The sequence below is a fragment of the Gryllotalpicola reticulitermitis genome (assembly GCF_042651345.1).
GTDB classification, from domain to species: Bacteria; Actinomycetota; Actinomycetes; order Actinomycetales; family Microbacteriaceae; genus Gryllotalpicola; species Gryllotalpicola reticulitermitis.
Map to the genome: position 1 here is coordinate 1198364 of NZ_JBHSCN010000005.1, position 18927 is coordinate 1217290.

General features: G+C 70.6%; 17 protein-coding genes. 10 read left to right on the top strand and 7 right to left on the bottom strand.

Annotation, left to right across the window (positions count from 1 at the left end; genetic code table 11):
* Nucleotides 1-19: 19 nt before the first annotated feature.
* The 3 genes from ACFOYW_RS12780 to ACFOYW_RS12790 are packed head-to-tail and all read right to left on the bottom strand — an operon-like array spanning nucleotide 20 to nucleotide 3000.
* On the bottom strand, nucleotides 20-1255 hold the full coding sequence (locus ACFOYW_RS12780) for an alpha-D-ribose 1-methylphosphonate 5-triphosphate diphosphatase (RefSeq protein ID WP_390229405.1): 1236 nt from the start codon (nucleotides 1253-1255) through the stop codon (nucleotides 20-22).
* 30 nt (nucleotides 1256-1285) lie between these two features.
* Nucleotides 1286-2188, bottom strand: coding sequence for an alkaline phosphatase family protein (locus ACFOYW_RS12785; protein WP_390229407.1), 903 nt, complete (start codon nucleotides 2186-2188; stop codon nucleotides 1286-1288).
* Nucleotides 2185-3000, bottom strand: a complete 816-nt coding sequence (locus tag ACFOYW_RS12790; RefSeq protein ID WP_390229409.1) for a MurR/RpiR family transcriptional regulator — start codon at nucleotides 2998-3000, stop codon at nucleotides 2185-2187. Before ACFOYW_RS12790 ends, ACFOYW_RS12785 begins: the two co-directional genes overlap by 4 nt.
* Before the next feature lie 267 nt (nucleotides 3001-3267).
* On the opposite strand from ACFOYW_RS12790, the gene phnD reads away from it, so the two are divergent.
* Genes phnD through ACFOYW_RS12805 form a run of 3 tightly spaced genes read left to right on the top strand, consistent with a single transcriptional unit; the run spans nucleotide 3268 to nucleotide 7000 of the window.
* The gene (gene phnD / locus ACFOYW_RS12795; RefSeq protein ID WP_390229411.1) at nucleotides 3268-4269 is read left to right on the top strand and encodes a phosphate/phosphite/phosphonate ABC transporter substrate-binding protein; all 1002 of its coding nucleotides are present in this window, start codon (nucleotides 3268-3270) and stop codon (nucleotides 4267-4269) included.
* Nucleotides 4270-4322: 53 nt separating this feature from the next.
* Nucleotides 4323-5201, top strand: a complete 879-nt coding sequence (gene phnC, locus ACFOYW_RS12800) for a phosphonate ABC transporter ATP-binding protein (protein WP_390229413.1) — start codon at nucleotides 4323-4325, stop codon at nucleotides 5199-5201.
* On the top strand, nucleotides 5198-7000 hold the full coding sequence (locus tag ACFOYW_RS12805) for a PhnE/PtxC family ABC transporter permease (RefSeq protein ID WP_390229415.1): 1803 nt from the start codon (nucleotides 5198-5200) through the stop codon (nucleotides 6998-7000). Before phnC ends, ACFOYW_RS12805 begins: the two co-directional genes overlap by 4 nt.
* A 128-nt stretch (nucleotides 7001-7128) precedes the next feature.
* Here ACFOYW_RS12805 and ACFOYW_RS12810 read toward each other — a convergent pair whose 3' ends face one another.
* Complete coding sequence (locus tag ACFOYW_RS12810) at nucleotides 7129-8148, bottom strand: o-succinylbenzoate synthase (RefSeq protein WP_390229417.1); 1020 nt, start codon at nucleotides 8146-8148, stop codon at nucleotides 7129-7131.
* The gene (locus ACFOYW_RS12815) at nucleotides 8148-9659 is read right to left on the bottom strand and encodes an LCP family protein (protein ID WP_390229419.1); all 1512 of its coding nucleotides are present in this window, start codon (nucleotides 9657-9659) and stop codon (nucleotides 8148-8150) included. Before ACFOYW_RS12815 ends, ACFOYW_RS12810 begins: the two co-directional genes overlap by 1 nt.
* Before the next feature lie 90 nt (nucleotides 9660-9749).
* Between ACFOYW_RS12815 and ACFOYW_RS12820 the strand changes: the two genes are divergently transcribed.
* The 3 genes from ACFOYW_RS12820 (at nucleotide 9750) to ACFOYW_RS12830 (ending at nucleotide 13001) form a co-directional block, all read left to right on the top strand.
* Complete coding sequence (locus ACFOYW_RS12820) at nucleotides 9750-10670, top strand: 1,4-dihydroxy-2-naphthoyl-CoA synthase (protein ID WP_390229421.1); 921 nt, start codon at nucleotides 9750-9752, stop codon at nucleotides 10668-10670.
* A gap of 39 nt (nucleotides 10671-10709) precedes the next feature.
* Nucleotides 10710-11957 carry an AMP-binding protein gene (locus ACFOYW_RS12825; protein WP_390229423.1) on the top strand — a complete coding sequence of 416 codons (1248 nt, stop codon included), beginning with the start codon at nucleotides 10710-10712 and terminating at the stop codon, nucleotides 11955-11957.
* 105 nt (nucleotides 11958-12062) lie between these two features.
* On the top strand, nucleotides 12063-13001 hold the full coding sequence (locus ACFOYW_RS12830) for a 1,4-dihydroxy-2-naphthoate polyprenyltransferase (protein WP_390229425.1): 939 nt from the start codon (nucleotides 12063-12065) through the stop codon (nucleotides 12999-13001).
* A 104-nt stretch (nucleotides 13002-13105) separates the two neighbouring features.
* Here ACFOYW_RS12830 and ACFOYW_RS12835 read toward each other — a convergent pair whose 3' ends face one another.
* The gene (locus ACFOYW_RS12835; RefSeq protein WP_390229663.1) at nucleotides 13106-13381 is read right to left on the bottom strand and encodes a DUF4229 domain-containing protein; all 276 of its coding nucleotides are present in this window, start codon (nucleotides 13379-13381) and stop codon (nucleotides 13106-13108) included.
* Nucleotides 13382-13473: 92 nt separating this feature from the next.
* On the opposite strand from ACFOYW_RS12835, the gene ACFOYW_RS12840 reads away from it, so the two are divergent.
* Both ACFOYW_RS12840 and menD read left to right on the top strand, forming a co-directional pair.
* Entirely contained in the window at nucleotides 13474-13755 is a 282-nt protein-coding gene (locus ACFOYW_RS12840) for a PLD nuclease N-terminal domain-containing protein (RefSeq protein ID WP_390229427.1), read from the top strand.
* Nucleotides 13748-15556, top strand: a complete 1809-nt coding sequence (menD, locus tag ACFOYW_RS12845; RefSeq protein WP_390229429.1) for a 2-succinyl-5-enolpyruvyl-6-hydroxy-3-cyclohexene-1-carboxylic-acid synthase — start codon at nucleotides 13748-13750, stop codon at nucleotides 15554-15556. The genes ACFOYW_RS12840 and menD overlap by 8 nt, the downstream gene beginning before the upstream one ends.
* Before the next feature lie 107 nt (nucleotides 15557-15663).
* Here menD and ACFOYW_RS12850 read toward each other — a convergent pair whose 3' ends face one another.
* A complete protein-coding gene (locus tag ACFOYW_RS12850; RefSeq protein WP_390229431.1) occupies nucleotides 15664-16938 on the bottom strand; it encodes an isochorismate synthase in 1275 nt (424 codons plus the stop codon).
* Nucleotides 16939-17081: 143 nt separating this feature from the next.
* Between ACFOYW_RS12850 and ACFOYW_RS12855 the strand changes: the two genes are divergently transcribed.
* Together ACFOYW_RS12855 and ACFOYW_RS12860 are read left to right on the top strand one after the other, a co-directional pair.
* On the top strand, nucleotides 17082-17792 hold the full coding sequence (locus ACFOYW_RS12855; RefSeq protein ID WP_390229433.1) for a class I SAM-dependent methyltransferase: 711 nt from the start codon (nucleotides 17082-17084) through the stop codon (nucleotides 17790-17792).
* Entirely contained in the window at nucleotides 17789-18829 is a 1041-nt protein-coding gene (locus ACFOYW_RS12860; protein WP_390229435.1) for a polyprenyl synthetase family protein, read from the top strand. The genes ACFOYW_RS12855 and ACFOYW_RS12860 overlap by 4 nt, the downstream gene beginning before the upstream one ends.
* Nucleotides 18830-18927: the final 98 nt, after the last annotated feature.

Genomic DNA, 18927 nt, shown 5'->3' on the forward strand with positions numbered 1-18927 from the left:
CTGTGCGCCGGCGGCGCAACTACTGCCGCGCGCGGAACGTCGTCACGACGCGGGGCCACCTCGGGCCGTCGTCGACGAGAGCGAAGTCGGCACGCAGCCCCGGCGCTATCCGACCGCGGTCCGCGAGTCCGGCGACGGCCGCGCCGCCGGAGGTGATGAGCGCGAACGCCTCGGCGACAGGAAGCGACCTGTCGCGCACGACCCGTGCCACGCTGCCGAGCAGGGCGCTCGGCAGGTAGTCGGACGAGATCGTGTCGACCAGCCCCTCGGCGAGCAGTTCGGCGGCGGCGACATTGCCCGAGTGGGAGCCGCCGCGCAGCAGGTTCGGTGCGCCGGCGACGATCAGCATGCCGAGCTCGCGGGCCCGGCGAGCAGCCGCGAGCGTGGTCGGGAACTCGGCGATCAGACCGCCGCGCGCGGCGAGCTCGTCGATCGCCTCCGGCGAGTCGCAGTCGTGCCCCAGCAGGCGCGCCGTGCCGGTGCGGGCCAGTTCCCCCGCCCACGCGAGGTTCGCCTCGCGCACCTGCTCGGTGGCGCGCGCCTCGTCGATGCGCCGCTGGATGTTCGCCGTCGCCTCCTCGCGATCCGCGCCGCTCGCGACGAGGAAGTCGAGGTGGTGCTCGAGGTCCGCGTACTGGCCCTGGCCCGGCGTGTGGTCCTCGTGCGAGAGCTGGATGGGCAGGGCATCCGCCGGCAATCCCTCGATGCGCCCACGCAGCACCGCCGCGCCCTCATCGGCGCGCACGTCGAAGCGGTGCAGCACTCGGTGATCGACCTGGTGTTCCGTGCCGTCGTGGTGCAGGGCATCGATGAAGTCGGCGAGCTCGCGCGAGGCCTGCGGGCTGCGCACGACGCCCTGCGACGAGTTGTTGTGGAAGCCGAAGCCATGGAACACCGTCGTGATGCCGACGCCCGCGATGCGCGACTCGAACGAGTTGATCGTGAAGTCGAGCGGCAGGTGCACAGAGGGGCGCGGGGTGCGCTCCTTCTCGAAGGCGTCGCTGTGGGTGTCGATGAATCCCGGTGTGAGCAGGTACCCGCCGCCGTCGACGTCGCCGCGCAGGGGCGCGCCCGACGCGGTGCGCTCGACGACCTCGACGATGCGGCCGTCCTCGACGACGACCGCGGCGGATTCCGTCACCCGGTCGGGCAGCACGGCGCGCACGTCGCCGATGGTGTAGGACGCGGGGGATGCCCCGAGCCGCCACGGCGTGGCATCCGCGGTTGATTCGCGTTCGGTTTCACACACAGTCATGCGATGAGTTCCTCCAGTGGGGGTGCGCCCTCAGCGCGTGGGGGCGAGGTGATGCAGCAGATAGCCGGCGATGCCGGCGGAGTCGAACGAGTCCCAGCCGGGCAGCCGGCGGTCGCCGATGAACCACACGGTCTCCTCGAGCTCCTCGCGGCCGCCGTGGCCGCCGCCGTCGCGGTGACCGTGATCGGTCGTCACGACGACGGTCCATTCGTCGCGGTCGGCGCGGGCGTCGAGAGCGGCGAGCACGTCGCCGACAAGCTCGTCGACGCGTTCGATGGCGGCGGTGTACTCGCTGCCCGTGCCGATGCGGTGCCCGGTGCCGTCGACCTGCCCGAAGTAGATGAAGCCGGCGGTGTGGCCTGTGCCTGTGCCTGTGCCTGTGCCTGTGCCTGTGCCCGTGCCTCTGCCTGTGCCTCTGCCCGTGCCCGTGCCCATGCCCATGCCCATACGGATGCCCGTGCCCGCGTCCCCGTCCGCGAGCGCCGCGACCGCGCGCTGCGCGACCTCGGCGTCAAGGATGGCCCAGTCCTCGTCGTGCCCGGCCTCGTCGGGGTCGCCCTCGATGCCCTCGGCGGTGACGAGCTCGGCGTCTACGGTGAGGACCGGGCCGCAGCCCATCGCGGTCGCGAGCGGCGCCCAGCTCACCAGGGCGAATGGCCGGCCGCCGTGCTGCTCGGCGTGCAGATCGAGGAAGTCGCGGAAGCCGTCGACGCGCGCCTGGCGGACGTCGTTGTCGGGCACGCCGTGCTGGTCGGCCCACGCGCCGTAGAGCACGGTCGACCACATGGGGCCCGAGATGGTGGCGGTGTGGGGTGGAATGCGCCCCTCGCGCAGGAATCCGCTCTCGATCAGCGAGTCGAGGTGCGGCGTATGCGCTGCCGTCAGCCGGTCGAGCCGGACGCCGTCGATCCCGATCAGGAGTGCGCCGCTCACGGGTTGAGCACCTCAGCGGTGAGCGCCTGGATGAGCGCGTGGTGCACGATCCGGCTCGCCGTGTCGGCGGAGCGGTACGCGTCGGCCGGCGCACCGGCGACGAGCACGACGTCACAGGTCTCCGCGATCGGCGAGTTCGCGAAGCTGGTGATCGCGACGGTCGGCGCACCGCGCACCGCGGCGATTTCGACGGACCGCAGCGTGTTGGTCGTCGTGCCCGAGTGGCTGACCCCGATGCACACGTCCTGCGGTCCGAGCAGGCGCGCGACCGCCTCCTGCGTCTCGACGTCGCTCGGGTACTGCACGGTGAGTCCCGCGCGGGAGAGCGACGAGCCGAGCGTGACGGCGACCGGCTGCGACGGCCCGGACGAGCAGATCAGCAGCCGCTCCGCCGAGCGGATCACGTCGGCCGCCCGGCGCAGGACGCGCACGTCGATGCTCGCGACACTGCGTGCGAGGTCGTCGAACGACTGCCAGAGCACACGCTCGGCCACGGATTCCGGTGCGGGGCGCCCCTCGACCGTCGAGCGCAGCCCGTGCCCGAGGCTCGCGGCGAGCCTGAGCTGGAAGGCGTTGTAGCCGGGCAGCCCGAGGCCCTGGCAGAACCGCACGACCGACCCGACCGAGGTCTCCGACGTCTTCGCGAGGCGCGCGGCCGACATGCCGATGACGTGATCGGAGTCCCGGAGCACCGTCTCCGCAACCTGCCTCCCGCTCGCGGGGAGGGAGGGGACTCGAGAGCGGATCAGCTCGAGCAGGTCGCCCTGGTTACCGAGCTCGGGGCTCTGGGCGTCCGCAATACTGCGTGTCACCCTCCGAGGCTCAGCACGCAGATTGACGCGCAAGTGAACGGACGGCGACATGGAATGGCCATTCCCATGGATGTTCGGGAGCGTAATTTCGTTCCACATTCCGGTTCATCCGGCGTTAACCGACCCCTGCAGACAGCAGTTCGGAAACCTCGGCGTTGCTTGCCTCCGGTTCGTCGCCCGTTCACATCCGCCAGTGACGGTGAAAAGCGTCCGCTGACCCCCGGCGGCCTCTGCCGGGGCACATTCCCACCCGAAAGGCCCATCCAGATGCCCTTCCGCATCCGTACGAAGGTGGCTCTCGCCGCCGCGTCGAGCATTGCGCTGGTCGCTCTGCTCGCCGGTTGCTCGACCTCCTCAGCAAGCTCCACGAAGGCGACGAGCGAGCCCGGCAAGTTCGCGCTGAACTCCAAGACCCTCGTGGTCAGCAGCCTTCCCTCCGACAACGGCAGCGACCCGAACGCGTCGCTCGACAAGTACCTCGGCAAAGAGACCGGCCTCACGATCAAGTACGTCCCGACCACGTCGTACAGCGCACTGATCGCCGCCGGCGTCGCGAACCAGCTCGACGTCGCGGTGTTCTCGGGCGCCACCTATGTCACGGCGCTGAACAAGGGCGCGAAGCTCGACGTCGTCTCGGCTGAGATCACCTCGCCGGGCCTCACGGTTCCGGGCTACTACTCGGACCCGATCGTCGCGAACAAGAACGCGTCGAAGTACCAGACGGTCTCGCAGTTCAAGGGCAAGAAGATCTGCTTCGTCGACCCGACGTCGACCTCGGGCTACTTCTACCCGCTGCTCGCGCTCAAGGCCGCCGGCATCGACATCACCCCGACGGGTACGGATGCCTCGGGCAACCCGACCTTCAAGGACTTCACCGCCTACTTCGCCGGCACGCACCCCAAGTCGGTTGAGGCGGTCGCGAACGGCCAGTGCGACGTCGGCTTCGCCGAGGACGCCGAGTCCGAGGCCAAGGGCTCGGGCGTGACCGTGGTCAAGGACGCCGCGAAGGTCGGCGACGGCCTCGGGCGCCAGCTCGTTCCGGGAAGCCCCGTCGTCATCAACGACCAGCTGCCCGCCTCGCTGAAGACGAAGCTCACCAAGATTCTCGGCACCGTCAGCCCGACCACGCTCAAGAACGCCGGCTTCCCGCCGCCCGCGAGCGAGGACTTCTACGGCATCCTCCCCGAGACGAAGTCGTTCTACGACCCGATCTACAAGGGCTGCGCCGACCCGACCATCGCGAAGGCGGCCTCGGCCGTCTGCGGTTGATGACGCGCCCGCTCCCACGAGAAATCAATAGTCAGAGAACCGAGTAAGCCAGCATGAGCACGACGACCTCCCCTGTCATCCAGGTGACCGCGGTCACGAAGGACTTCGGGTCGACTGTCGCATTGAGCGACGTCGAACTGACGGTCAACCGGGGGGAGGTCGTCGTGCTGCTCGGGCTTTCCGGTTCCGGCAAATCGACACTCCTGCGCCACATCGACGGACTCGAGCGGCCCACGAAGGGCACCGTCGAGGTGCTCGGTGTGCACGTTCCGAAGCTCAGGGCGAAAGAGCTGCGGCGACTCCGGGGCCGCGTAGCGATGATCTTCCAGCAGTTCGAGCTCGTGCCGTCGCTGACGGTGCTGGAGAACGTGCTGACCGGCGCGCTCGCGCAGCTCAGCGGCCCGAAGCTCGGCCTGTGGGCGTACCCCAAGTCCTTCAAGCAGCGCGCCCTGCAGCACCTCGACCGCGTCGGGCTGCTCGAGAAGGCGTACCAGCGCGCCGATCAGCTCTCCGGGGGCCAGCAGCAGCGCGTGGCGATCGCGCGAGCGCTGATGCAGGACCCCGAGATTCTCCTCGCGGACGAACCCGTGGCGTCGCTGGACCCTGAGTCCAGCGACCAGGTCATGCGGCTGATCCGCGAGATCGCAGCGGATGACGGGCTCACGGTGGTCTGCTCGCTGCACCAGGTCGACCTGGCACTCGGGTGGGGCGACCGCATCGTCGGTCTGCGCCACGGCGAGGTCGTGCTCAACACGCCTGCGCTCGGCCTCTCCAAGGAGGAGGTCATGGAGATCTATGGCCGCGTCGCTACCACGACGACCGAGCTCACCGCGATCGAGGCCGAGCTCGTCGCGAACTCGGCCGAGTCCGCCGCGACGACGAGCGCCTCCGCGATGACGGAGCCCGCCGCAGTGACCGGGACCGTACTGTGACCGCCACTGCTCAGGCGCCCACGCGGACCCGTGCCCGCGGGCCGGTCAGCCCGCAGACGCTCTCCGGCGAACCCCCGCGCCGCCGTGTCTCCGCCGAGCGGATCGCCGGCTGGGTCGTCATCGTGGCCCTCATCGCCTTCTCGGTCTACTCGCTGTCGCAGATGGGCCTCGACGCCCAGTACATCGCGACGGCGTCGCAGAAGGTGCACAGCTTCTTCGGCTCGACGACGAACGCGATCAGCTTCCCGCCGTTCGCCGACCTCATCTACCTGACCGGGCTGACTCTCGGCGTCGTGATCCTCGGCACCGTGATCGCCGCCCTCATCTCCATTCCTGTGGCGTACATCGCGGCGGCGAACACGGCGCCCACGCCGTGGCTGCACTGGCTCGGCCGGGCGATCGGCGTGCTGACGCGTGCCGTGCCCGACGTCGTGATCGCGTTTTCGCTCTCGCTGATGTTCGCGCTCGGGTCCACGATCCCGGGCATCATCGCGATCGGCATCCACTCGATCGGCATGATCTCCAAGCTCTTCGCCGACGCGATCGAGCAGGTCGACGAAGGCCCGCGGCTCGCGATCCGCGCCGCCGGCGGGTCCAAGGCCCAGGAGTTCTGGGCCGGCGTCTTCCCGCAGGTCCTGCCGTCATGGATCGCGACCGCACTGCACCGCTTCGACATCAACCTGCGCGGGTCGGCGATCCTCGGGTACGCCGGTGTCGGCGGCCTCGGCTACGCGATGATGCTCGCGTTCAATCAGTTCAACTACGGCCGCGGTCTCGGCATCGCGTTCGTGATCTTCCTGCTGTGCATCGTGCTGGAGATCGTCTCCTCGACCATCCGCCGCACCCTGCTCGGCATCGAGCCGGCCGGCAACAGCATCGGCGACCGCCTGGTGCGCGTGGCGGGTCGCCGCCGCGCAAGGGCCGCGGCCCGCGGTGCCGGCTCGGTGCCCGCCGCCGGCTCGCTGCCCGCCACCGCTACTGGCACCCCAGGACGACTTGCGCCCCTCACCGTCGAGGCCGCGATGCGCCGCCCCTGGTCGCGTGAGCGTGTGCGCGACACCTCGTGGGGCATCATCGCCGTCGCGGTGGTCCTCGCCTCGATCTGGCTCGCTCAGGTGGATCCGCGGCAGATCATGTGGAAATACGTGTGGCCGGGCATCCGTAGCTTCTGGCCGCCGAATCTCGGCAGCGTGGGCGCGAGCGGCCTGCTCGCGGCCACCATGTCGACCCTTGAGATCGCATTCGCGGCGGCCATCATCTCGCTCGTCTTCGCGCTCGTGATCGGTTCGTTCGCGGCGCGCAACATCGCGCCGAACGGAATCGTGCGAAGCGTCTTCCGCGTCATCCTGACGATCCTGCGCGGCATCCCCGAGCTGATCGTCGCCCTCTTCCTCATCGTCATCGCGGGCCTCGGGGCGGTGCCCGCACTGGTTGCGCTGGCGCTCGGCGGCGTCGGCCTGCTCGGGAAACTGATCGCCGACTCGTTCGAGGAAGTGCCCCGCGGCCCCGAGACCGCGCTCAGCGCGGCGGGCGCGACCCGTGGTCAGCGGTTCGCCTCGGCCACCCTTCCGCAGGGGTTGCCCTCGCTCATCGGCAACTCGCTGTACCTTGTCGACTCGAACTTCCGTTCTGCCGTTCTTCTCGGAGTCGTCGGCGCGGGCGGCATCGGCTACTACCTCGCGCTCTCGGCGCCGCAGCTGAACCAGCACGGCATGGTCACAGCCCTCGTCGGCGTCATGATCGTGGTGGTGCTCATCATCGAGGGCATCGCCGCCTGGCTCCGTCGCGTCTTCAAGTAGCGCCGGCGCGCCAGCGCGCCAGCGCCCCCGCTCGGCTGGGGTGCGCCAGACAGACTGACGTGCGCACTACGTCGCGCCGTCGGGCGCAGTTGGGTCTGTTCGGCGCACCCCAGCCGAGCGGGGCGCGGTCAGCCCCGCGACAGCAGCGCGTGGCAGCGCGTGATGCGCTTGAGCCACCAGGCGCGGCGGTCCGCGGGCGCCGCGTTGCGCTCGAGCAGCTCCGGCGACGGCGTGACCCGAGCGGCCGGGATCGCCCCGTCGACGGGCAGCAGCGGAGCATCCGTCACATCCGACGCGAACAGCGCAGCGGTGCCGAGGCCGCAGTCGAAGTCCTGCGTGGGCAGCGCTGCCGCGAGCTGCGCGCCCATCGCGAGCCCGATCGACGTGTCGAGCGCGCTCGAGACGACGCACGGCAGCCCGGCGGCCGCGGCGATGGCGAGCGCCGACCGGATGCCTCCGAGCGGCTGCGCCTTGATGATCAGCACGTCCGCGGCCCCGGCCCGCGCGACCGCGAGCGGATCGGTCGCCTTCCGCACACTCTCGTCAGCGGCGATGAGGATGCCGAGCCGCTCGACCCGGCGCCGCACCTCGACCAGCTCGTCGACGGACGCGACGGGCTGCTCGACGTACTCGAGGTCGAAGCCCTCGAGCGCCCGAATCGCGTGCTCCGCCTCATCGACGTTCCAGAGGGCGTTCGCGTCCACGCGGATCCGCCCCTCGGGCCCGAGCACCTCGCGCACCGCAGCGACGCGCGCCACGTCGTCCTCGAGGGTCTGCCCCGGCTCGGCGACCTTGACCTTCGCGGTGCGCGCACCCGGGTAGCGAGCAAGCACCGCGGGCACCTCCGTCGCGGCCAGCGCCGGGACGGTCGCGTTGACGCGCACCGTCGGGCGCAGCAACGTTGCGTCGGGGCCCCACCCGTAATCGAGTGCGGCGGCGAGCCACGCGGATGCCTCGGCATCGCCGTACTCGACGAACGGGCTGAATTCTGTCCAGCCGTGCGGCCCCTCGAACACTGCGGCTTCGCGCACCGTCACGCCGCGGAACTTCGTGACCATCGGCAGCGCCACGACGTGGACGTTCGCGAGCACTTCGGGCAGCGCAGGCACGACAGGCGCCGGGCCCCCTGATGCCGCCGCGTCGGTCATCAGTTGATGCAGCTCGTCTTGCTGTAGTTCGTCGTCGGCGCGCTCGGCTTGGCACTCGGCGATGCACTGGACGAGCTGGACGAACCCGACGACCCGGTCGACGGCGCAGTGCCGCCCGACGAACCCGTCGAGGGCGAAGAGCCGGCAGCCGCAGGCATCCGCCCGTCCGTCCCCAAAACCACGGTCACGTGCTTGTACTGCGACGACTGCGCGACGGCCGCACCGGGCAGGTGCTGCAGCACGGCCTTCGCCTGCGCCTCGTCGCCCGAGGGGAAGTAGACGGTCGTCGTCTGCTGTGATGACGGGGCATCCGCCGGCTGGCCGGTCTGGAACCCGAGCGACTTGTACGTCGCGAGCGCCGTGCTCGACCCGGCCGCGGTGCCCGCGCCGTTCAGCACGTCGACGGTCACGGACGACGGGCTCGCCGCCTTCGCCTTCGCGACCCGCTGGGCGGCGGTCGGCTGGCCGGAGATCGTGGCGATGAAGTCGGGCATCGCGTCGTAGTTGACCTCGACCACGGAGCCGACGCCCGGAACCGTGCCGTACGGGTCCGCCATCAGGGGGATCGTCGCCGAGTGGATGCCGCCACCCTTCAGGCTCTTGAGCTGCGTGGCGAGCGAGATGAAGCTCAGCTTGTCATCGGTCTCGAGCGACGAGCCGACCGCCTTCACGACCCGGTTGAGCTTGACCGGGTTCAGCAGCGTGCCGGCCGACAGCACCTGCTGGGCCTCGACCGAGAGGAAGTACTGCTGGCGCACCTCGCGGTCGAGGTCGCCGTTCGGCAGGCCGTGCCGCTGGCGCACGAACTGCAGCGCCTGAGTGGCGTTCAGCTGCTGCACGCCGGCGGGGAAGTGGGCGCCCGAGTACGGGTCGTTGACGGCGTTGTTCAGGCACACGGTGACCGGCCCGAGCGTCTTCGCGATGTTGTAGAAGCTGAGCAGGCTCACCTTGACGTAGTGGTTGATGGTGAGGCCGCTGAGATTCTGGATCGTCTCGACGAGCAGCTTCATGCCCGCCGCGTCCTTCTGGGCCGCGGTGCCGTTCGAGGCGGCGGCGCCTTCCACGTAGGCCGCGTTGAGCTTGTTCTGCCCGTGGCCCGGGATCGACACGTACGCGTCGCGCGGGAAGGAGACGAGCGTCGCCGAGGCGCCGTTCGCGGGGATGTGCAGCAGGATCATCGTGTCGGTGTTCGAGCTGCCGCCGTCATCGGTCGTCGACAGCTCGGCGAACTGCTGCTGCGTCATGTTCGCGGGGCGCTGGTCGTTGCCGACGAGCAGGATGTTCTGCGCTGTTCCGGCCTTGCTGCCGCCCACGACACCGCCGACCCGGTCGACGCCGCCGATGAAGTTGAAGTACGTGACGCCGGCGTAGACAGCGACGGCCACGAGCACGACCGCGAGGCCGAAGGCCACCCAGGCGATGGTGCGACGGAGGCGCCGTTTGCGCCCGTCGGACCACCCGCGGCGAGGGCCTTCGGGTTCGTAAAGAGGAAGATCGTCGTATCGAGTCACCACGCGGAACCTTAGCCTGACGGACCTGGGCGACCGGTGGCCACACGCGGGGAGCAAGCTGAGTTCCTCGCTCGCCTTAGGCTTCTCAACATGGCCGATCAGGTGTCCGAGATCTTCGATCCGACGCGGTGGGCGGTCGCGCCCGGCTTCGAGAAGCTGACCGATGTCACGTACCACCTCGCGACAGGCGACGAGCTCGATGGCCGGGTTGCGCGCATCGCCTTCAACCGACCCGAGGTGCGCAACGCGTTCCGCCCGCACACGGTCGACGAGCTGTACGCGGCTCTCGAAGACGCGCGCACGAACCCGCGGGTCGGCGTCGTGCTGCTCACCGGAAACGGGCCGAGCCCGCGCGACGGCGGCTGGGCGTTCTGCTCGGGGGGCGACCAGCGGATCCGCGGCCGCGACGGCTACAAGTACTCGGAAGACGAGACATCGGTCACCGACAATGCCCGCGCCGGTCGCCTGCACATCCTGGAGGTGCAGCGCCTGATCCGCTTCATGCCGAAGGTCGTCATCGCGGTCGTGCCCGGCTGGGCGGCCGGCGGCGGTCACTCGCTGCACGCCGTCGCCGACCTCACGATCGCGAGTGCGGAGCACGGGCGGTTCAAGCAGACGGATGCTGATGTCGGCAGTTTCGACGCGGGCTACGGTTCCGCGTACTACGCGCGGCAGATCGGTCAGAAGCTCGCACGCGAGGTGTTCTTCCTCGCTCAGGAGTACTCGGCCCAGCGCGCCTACGAGATGGGCGCCGTGAACGCCGTCGTGCCGCACGCCGAGCTCGAGCCGACGGCACTCGAGTGGGCGCGGGTGATCCTCGGCAAGTCGCCGACGGCGATCCGCATGCTGAAGTACGCGTTCAATGCGGTCGACGACGGGCTGGTCGGCCAGCAGCTCTTCGCGGGCGAGGCGACGCGGCTCGCGTACGGCACCGATGAGGCGGTCGAGGGCCGCGACGCGTTCCTCGAGAAGCGGTCGCCCGACTGGGGCAGTTTCCCGTGGCAGTTCTGATGACGGTGCTGAGCAGCCGTGTCGCGTGAACTGAGACGGATGCCGGACGCCGACGTCCCGGCGCTGATGGCGGCTCTGCGCGCAGCGGTGGACGGGAGCGGCCCAGCGATATTGCCGTATGACGCTGGTGCTGACAGCACCGCGTCCGACAGCACCGCGTCCGACAGCGCCGCGTCCGACAGTGCCGCGTCCGACAGCGGCGTGCCCGACAGTGCCGCGCCCGACAGTGCCGCGCCCGACGAGGTTGCGCTCGTCATCGAGACGTCGGGGTCCACGGGGGTGCCGAAGCGCGTCGGCCTGTCGGCTGCGGCGCTGATTGCGAGCGCCGAGGCGAGCGCCGACTGGGTCGCGGCGCACGCCGGGCGCGCCGGGCGGGCGCGCCTCGATGGGTCGCCGGTCACGGGCCGCGGCCAGTGGTTGCTGTGCCTGCCTGGGCACTACGTCGCGGGTACGAACGTGCTGGTGCGATCGATCCACGCCGGAACCGAGCCCGTCGTCATGCCCGCCGGCCATTTCGATGCCGACGTGTTCACCGAGTTCGCCGTGCAGCTGACCGCGCCCGAGCGCTATGTGTCACTCGTGCCCGTGCAGCTGGCCCGGCTCGTCGAGACGGCAGAGACCGATGCCGGTGTGCTGACGGTGCTGCGCCGCTTCGACGCCCTGCTCGTCGGCGGCCAGGCTCTGCGGCCCGAGCTGCGTGAACGGTGCCGGGAGCTGGGCATCCGCATCGTCCGCACCTACGGATCGAGCGAGACCTGCGGCGGCTGCGTCTACGACGGCGAGCCGATCGGCGGCACGCGGGCCCGGGTTCGCGACAGCGTGCTCGAGCTCACGGGCCCCACGCTCGCCGCCGGTTACCTCGGCGATCCCGCCCGCACCAGTGCGACCTTCGACACCGACGAGAGGGGCACCCGGTGGTACCGCACCGGTGACCTCGGCGAGGTCGCCGCCGACGGCCGCGTCACCGTGCTCGGCCGCGCCGACAACGTGATCATCTCCGGCGGCGAGAAGGTGCTGCTCGATGCGGTCGAGCGTCACGTGAAGTCGCTGCCAGGGCTCGCCGACGCGATCGTCGTCGCTGCGAACGATGAGCAGTGGGGCCAGGTTCCGGTCGTGGTGACCACCGCGCGGGGAGTCGAGCTCGCACGCATCCGTTCATCGGCCGCCGCCGCCCTCGGCCGCGCCGCCGCGCCGGCTCGCGTCGTCGTGCTCGACACGATCCCCCACCTGCCCTCGGGCAAACCCGATCGGGTCACGCTCGCCGCGCTCGCGGGCGCGAACGGGTGAGTGGTTCGCGGCACATGGGCGATGCCTGCTGCGGCCGGCTCCTATCACCCGCGCAAGCCCCGTGCATCGGCGATGCATAGCCTGCGCCGATAAACTGCGGCCGAAATGTCGAAGAAGCCCAAGTCGAACTCGCGCCGCCCCGGCGGCAATCCCGCAAAGGTGCAGCCCGCCACCGTCGGCGACTGGATCGGCGGTGCCCGCCTGCGCACCCTGCCGCTCGCCATCGCGCCGATCCTGATCGGCACGGGTGCCGCGCGCGCGGTCAGCGACCCGGGCGTCTGGCACTGGGTGCGTGCGCTCGCCGCGCTCGCCGTTGCCCTGCTGCTGCAGATCGGCGTGAACTACTCGAACGACTACTCTGACGGGGTCCGCGGCACTGACGAGTACCGCGTCGGCCCGGCCCGCCTGACCGGGGCGGGCAAGGCGAAGCCGCGCACCGTGCTCATCGTCGCGCTCGCGTTCTTCGCCGCGGCAGCGGTCATCGGCGTCGTCACCGTCATCGACACCCAGCTGTGGTGGCTGCTCATCGTGGGCGCGGCCGCCGTGGTCGCCGCGTGGTTCTACACCGGCGGCAAGCGCCCGTACGGCTACTACGGGCTCGGCGAGGTGTTCGTCTTCCTGTTCTTCGGGGTCGCCGCGACCGCGGGCACGCAGTACGTGCAGGTGAAGCACGTCACCCAAGAGGGCTGGATCGGCTCCGTCGCAGCCGGACTCCTCGCGTGCGCGGTGCTCATGGTGAACAACCTGCGCGACATCGACTCCGACCGGCTCGCTCGCAAGCGCACGCTCGCCGTGCTGGTCGGGAACCGGTGGGCGAAGGTGCTCTACGCCGTCTTCCTGTTCCTGCCGTTCGTGCTGCTCGGCCTGTTCGCGCTCGTCTACCCGATCGCGTGGCTCGGATTCCTCGTGCTGCTGCTCGCGGTCCCCGCCGCCATCATCGCGATGACCGGGCGAACCGGGCGCGAACTCGTTCTCTCGCTGCAGCTCACGAGCTTCACGGCGCTCGCCTTCGCGGTGATTCTGGGGATCGCGCTGGGCCTGTAGGGGCCGGCGCCACTCACGCGCAGTGCCTACTCGCAGTGCCTACTCGCAGTGCCTACTCGCAGTGCCTACTCGCAGTCCGTACCCGCAGTGCCTATTCGCAGTACTCACTCGTCGTCGTCGCCGACAGATGCCTGGATCTCCGCATCCTCCGCCGCGTCATCACCCTTCGCGACCGGCTTCCGGTTGCGGTTCGCGGCCATCTCCTGCGCCATCGCCTCGCGCGGGCCGCGCAGGAAGATATAGGACAGCGCGAAGCCCGCGACCACCGATGCGACCACCCAGACGATCCAATACTGCGACCCGAACAGGATCAGCAGCACTGCCAGCGGCACGGCGATGAACAGCAGCCGCAGCAGGGTGTATCGCAGCCAGGCGGGCATCGTTCTCACGCCTCTTAGGGTACGGCTGAGAGTCTGTGCAGGCGCCCAGCAGCGGGGGCCGCAGCGGGCGATCACAGGAATACGATGAGCACATGTTTCGCCTGTGGCTCGTCATCGGCTTCCTCGCCACGGTGTTCTACGTCTACTCGATCGTGAACGTCAGCCTCGCCCAGCGACTCGGCATGCGCGGCCTTCCGAAGGCCGCCTGGATCGCCGTCGTCGTGATCTTCCCCTTCATCGGAGCGGCCCTCTGGTATTCCGTGGGCCGCGGCGGACTGCGCAGCGGCCGCGTGATCGCCCCCGATGACGACCCCGAGTTCCTCGCCACGCTCGGCAACAATTCGAAGAGCGACGACAACGGCGCAGATGGGTGAACGGTCCGGCCCCGCAGTTCACCCAGCCGCTGCAGGCGACGCCACCCCGGCCACCGGCAATCCCGGCGTCGACTTCTCGATCGACCTGCTGACCTCCCTCGTCCGCCACGGAGTCCGCCACTTCGTCGTCGCGCCCGGCTCGCGGTCGCAGGCGCTCGCGCTGGTCGCGGCCGAGCTCGAGCGCGCCGGCGCGGCTGAACTGCATGTGCGTATCGACGAACGCGTGGGCGGATTCCTGGCGCTCGGCCTCGCACTCGAATCGGGCGCCCCGGCCGTGGTCGTGACGACGAGCGGAACAGCGATCGCGAACCTGCACCCCGCGGTGCTCGAGGCGCACGAGGCGCGCGTGCCGATGATCGTGATCACCGCCGACCGGCCGAGCGAGCTGCGAGGCATCCGCTCGAATCAGACCACGACGCAGGACGGCGTGTTCGGTCACGCGACGCCGTGGTCGCGCGACGTCCATGCGGGGGAGCCGGGCACGGATGCCTCAGCCCTCGCCGCCGAGCTGTGGGAGGCCGCGGCCGGGGGGCGCGCCCCAGCGCACCTGAACCTGGCGCTGCGCGACCCGCTCTCGGCGCCGATCCCCGATCTTTCGCTTCTCGCACCCTCTTTGCTCCCCGGCCCCATCCCCATCCCCGACCCCGTCGCCGCCCTGCTCGAGAGCGGGCCGCTGACTGTCGTAGTTGCTGGGGACAAAGCCGGACCCGCCGCCGAGGAACTCGCGCGCGCCGGTGGCTGGCCCCTCATCGCCGAGGCGTCGAGCAGCGCCCGCTTCGGGCCGAATCTCGTGGTCGCGTACCGCGAGCTGCTCCGCGACGCCGACTTCGGCGGCCAGGTCGAGCGTGCGGTCGTCTTCGGGCATCCGACGCTGAGCCGCGAAGTGCCGGCACTGCTCGCACGCGAGGGCGTCGAGGTGGTGGTCGTCGATGAGTCGGGCGCGGGCGACTTCTACGACCCGGGCCGCAGCGCCCGTCGCGTCGCGAGCGTGGGCGTCGCGGCATCCGTCGACCCGCGTGACCCCGCTACGCGCAGCTGGACCGGCCGCTGGGTGTTCACGAGTCGCAGGCTCGTCGAGGCGTCGGCTGAGCCGGCTGACGGGGAAGCATCCGTGCATCCCGCTGATTCTCCCCATTCTCCCGGGCCTCATTCCCCCGAGCCCCATTCTCCCGAGCCCTCCGATTCCCCCGAGTGGAGCGACAGCGCGTCCCGCGCGGCCTACCTGCGCGACGAGCTCGCGGCGATGCGCGAGCCGGTGACGAGGCGGATGCTCGCCGACGCCGCCTGGCGCTACACCTGGCCCCACGATCGGCTGGTGCTCGGTGCGTCGCGACTGATCCGCGAGCTCGACGCGACGGTCGCCGGCAAGAAGATCACGGTGCACGCCAACCGTGGGCTCGGTGGTATCGACGGCACCGTGGCCACGGGCCTGGGCGTCGCCCTGGCGCTCACGGCCGACACGACCCGGCAGTCGGGCATGACCCGCGTGCTGCTCGGCGACCTCACGCTGCTGCACGACGCGGGCGCACTGCTGCGGGCTCCTGGCGAGCGGATGCCTCCGCTCCAGGTCATCGTCGGCAACGACCGCGGCGGCACGATCTTCGCGGGGCTCGAGGTCGCGGCATCCGCTGACCCCGCCGCGTTCGAACGCGTCCAGCTCACGCCGCGCGACGTTGACTTCGCGGCGCTCGCTCAGGCTTACGGCTGGCGCTACGTTCGCGCGGCGACCAGATCGGAGCTCGATCAGGCCCTGTCCGCGGTGACTCCGGTCCCGACCCTGATCGAGGTTCCGCTCGCGTGAGTGAACGCGCACGTACCTGCCGTGCGCTCCAGCGAACGCGCGCCTGAGCGGTCGAGCGCCTAACTGGTCGCACGCCTGACTGGTCGAGCGCCCGACTGGTCGAGCGTCTAACTGAACGCGTCGACGATCGGGCGGAACTTCATGGTGGTCTCGGCCACCTCGAGCACCGGGTCGCTGTCGGCGACGATGCCGCCGCCGGCGAACGCCGTGACGGTGCGATGCCCGTCCGCATCCGCGATCTGTGCGCTGCGCAGCGCGACGGCCCACTCGCCGGAGCCGTCGGCGCCGATCCACCCGACGGGGCCGGCGTACCGACCGCGGTCGAAGGGCTCCAGCTCGCGGATCACCGCAAGCGCCGTCTGCCGAGGCGTACCCGCCACGGCGGCGGTCGGGTGGAGGGCGTCGACGAGGTCGAGCGCGGAGCATCCGTCGCTCAGCGTGCCCGCCACGTCGCTCGCAAGGTGCCACAGATTCGGCAGCTGAAGCGTGAACGGATCACTCGCGCGCAGCCCGGTGGTGTGGGGCCGCAGCGAGTCCAGCACGCTGTCGACGGCGAACGCGTGTTCGGATCGGTCCTTCGCACTGGCGGCGAGCTCTGCCGCCGCCCCTGCGTCGGTGTCGTCGTCGGCGCCGCGCGCGGCGGTCCCGGCGAGCACCTGGGCGGTGACGCGTCCCTCGGACACCCGCACGAGCGTCTCCGGCGACGCGCCCAGGAAGCCGTCGACGACGAAGACCCAGCAATCGGGATACCCGCCGGCAAGCTCGCCGAGCGCGTGGCGCACGTCGGCGCCCTGCGGCAGCTCGGCGCGCAGCAGGCGCGACAAGACGACCTTTTCGACCTCACCCGCGGCGATGCGATCGACAACGGCGGCGACCGCATCGCCATAGCCGCCGGCAGTCAGCTCGCCCGGAGTCATGGTGAGTCCGAACGACGCGCCCAGCGACGTCGACGAAGGCACCTGCGCCTCCGACACCCGCTGATCCCCGCCCGCGACCGAGACGCGGGTCAGCCAGGACTGGCCGTCGCGACGCCCGACGATCAGCGCGGGCACGATCAGAACGGACGTCGCGGCCGAGTCGTCCGCGAACGCGAAGGTGCCGAACGCCACCAGCCCCGAACCGGGCACCCGCAGGGGATCGACCACGTGCGCCGCCGCGCTGATCGCGCGCCACGCCTCGGCGGCGTCGGCCACGCGCGTCGGCCCCGAGAACTCGAGGCGCAGTGCTTCACCGAGACCCGCGATACCCGCCAGGTTCTCGCCGGCACCGCGCTGCCACAGCAGAGGGCGGTCGGCGTCCAGGAACGGGATCAGTCGGCGGACATCATCAAGCGGGGTGGTCTCGACGGTCAGCGCCTGCACGGGGGCGGCGGTTCGTGTCACGAACTCAGACTCTACGCCGGAGATGCTCATGGTCCGCCGGTGGCCGGCGCGCGCAGTGCTGATCGTCCGCCGGTCCTCGCCCGGCGCAGTGCTGATCGTCCGCCGGTCCTCGCCCGGCGGACACGCCTGGCTAAGCTGGGATGGTGAACAAGGCCGACCTCACGAAGCGACCTGCCGAGGTCGCGTCGATGTTCGACGAGGTCTCCACCCATTACGACCGCATGAACACGGTCCTGTCCGCGGGCAACGACCACCTGTGGCGCATTGCGACGACGCGTGCGATCGCCCCCCGCCCCGGTGAGCTGGTGCTCGACGTCGCCGCAGGAACCGGAACCAGCTCGGCCGCCATCGCCGCCGAGGGCGCTCACGTCGTCGCCGCTGACTTCTCGGCCGGAATGATCGAGGTCGGCACGGCGCGGCAGGCGGGGAATCCGCGCGTCGAGTTCGTGCAGGCCGACGCGACGCAACTGCCCTTCGGCGACGACGAGTTCGACGCCGTCACCATCTCATTCGGCCTGCGCAACATCGTCGAGCCGAAGAAGGCGCTCGCCGAGTTTCTGCGGGTCACGAAGCCGGGCGGCCGGCTCGTGGTGTGCGAGTTCTCCGCTCCGCCGCAGCCCCTGCTGCGGAACGCCTACTACGCCTATCTCAAGTACGGCATGCCGGTCGTCGCGCGACTGGCGTCGTCCAATGCGCCCGCCTACAGCTACCTGATGGACTCGATCCGTGCGTGGCCGCGTCAGCGGCAACTCGCCGGCTGGCTGCGCAACGCCGGGTACGAACGCGTTGCGTACCGCAACCTCACCGGCGGCATCGTCGCCCTGCACCGGGGGTTCAAGGGGGCCGCCTCGTGACGGCATCCGTTCTCAGCAGCCAGTTCGGGCTCGCCGAGAGGCTGACCGCCTCGCCCGCCGAGCGCGCGCTGGCGAAGCAGCTCGACGCGTCGCTGGTGCGGGTCGAGGAGGGGCTGAAGCAGCAGATGCGCTTCGCCGACCGCGTGGCGGACGTCACCGCGACCTACCTCATGAACGCGGGCGGCAAGCGGGTCCGTCCCGTGCTCACGCTGCTCGCCGCGCACCTCGGCAACGGCGTCAACGAGCAGGTCATCACGGCTGCGCAGGTCGTCGAGATCACGCACCTCGCCTCGCTCTACCACGACGACGTGATGGACGACGCACCGCTGCGCCGCGGGGTGCCCACGGCTCAGCTCGTGTGGGGCAATTCGGTGGCGGTGCTCACCGGCGATCTGCTCTTCGCACGCGCCAGCCAGCTGATCGCCGACCTCGGCGAGCGGGCGATCCGGCTGCAGGCCGACACCTTCGAGCGCCTCTGCCTCGGCCAGCTGCACGAGACGATCGGCCCCGACGAGGGCGAGGACCCGGTGGAGCACTACCTCAACGTGCTCGCCGACAAGACGGGCTCGCTGATCGCGGCGGCCGCGCAGTTCGGTCTGGTCTTCTCGGGCGCTCCGACGGAGTTCGAGCCCGCCGTGCGCCAGTTCGGCGAGAAGGTCGGCATCGCTTTCCAGCTCATCGATGACGTCATCGACCTGTCGGCCGACGCCGCAGACACGGGGAAGCAGGGCGGCACCGACCTGCGCGCGGGCGTCGTCACGATGCCGCTCCTCAAACTGCGAGCGCGTGCCGCGACGGATGCTTCGGCCGCCCGGCTCCTCGACCACCTCGAGACGACCGTCATCGGTGCGCCCGACGACGTCGACGTGAGTGCCGGGGTCGAACTGCTGCGCGCCCACCCGGTCACCGCCGAGACCGTCGCCGACGCCCGCGAGTGGGCTCGCCAAGCCGTCGCCGCACTCGACCCGCTGCCCTCCGGCGCCGTGAAGAAGGCGCTCACGCGCTTCGCCGACACGGTCGTCGATCGCTCGAACTAGGCCATCGAGCGGCCCGCCTGCCGAGCCGCCGCGAGCTTCCACCAGCCAAGACATCCCAGACACACCACACACACGCCTCACCCACGCACCACCCACAT

What these genes read in the sequence shown, in the direction of transcription:
- menD (WP_390229429.1), top strand. Translation starts at nt 13,748, where the DNA reads ATGGGTGAACGGTCCGGCCCCGCAGTTCACCCAGCCGCTGCAGGCGAC.
- ACFOYW_RS12820 (WP_390229421.1), top strand. Translation starts at nt 9,750, where the DNA reads ATGGCCGATCAGGTGTCCGAGATCTTCGATCCGACGCGGTGGGCGGTC.
- ACFOYW_RS12825 (WP_390229423.1), top strand. Translation starts at nt 10,710, where the DNA reads ATGCCGGACGCCGACGTCCCGGCGCTGATGGCGGCTCTGCGCGCAGCG.
- ACFOYW_RS12840 (WP_390229427.1), top strand. Translation starts at nt 13,474, where the DNA reads ATGTTTCGCCTGTGGCTCGTCATCGGCTTCCTCGCCACGGTGTTCTAC.
- phnD (WP_390229411.1), top strand. Translation starts at nt 3,268, where the DNA reads ATGCCCTTCCGCATCCGTACGAAGGTGGCTCTCGCCGCCGCGTCGAGC.
- ACFOYW_RS12835 (WP_390229663.1), bottom strand. Translation starts at nt 13,381, where the DNA reads ATGCCCGCCTGGCTGCGATACACCCTGCTGCGGCTGCTGTTCATCGCC.
- phnC (WP_390229413.1), top strand. Translation starts at nt 4,323, where the DNA reads ATGAGCACGACGACCTCCCCTGTCATCCAGGTGACCGCGGTCACGAAG.
- ACFOYW_RS12810 (WP_390229417.1), bottom strand. Translation starts at nt 8,148, where the DNA reads ATGACCGACGCGGCGGCATCAGGGGGCCCGGCGCCTGTCGTGCCTGCG.
- ACFOYW_RS12780 (WP_390229405.1), bottom strand. Translation starts at nt 1,255, where the DNA reads ATGACTGTGTGTGAAACCGAACGCGAATCAACCGCGGATGCCACGCCG.
- ACFOYW_RS12830 (WP_390229425.1), top strand. Translation starts at nt 12,063, where the DNA reads ATGTCGAAGAAGCCCAAGTCGAACTCGCGCCGCCCCGGCGGCAATCCC.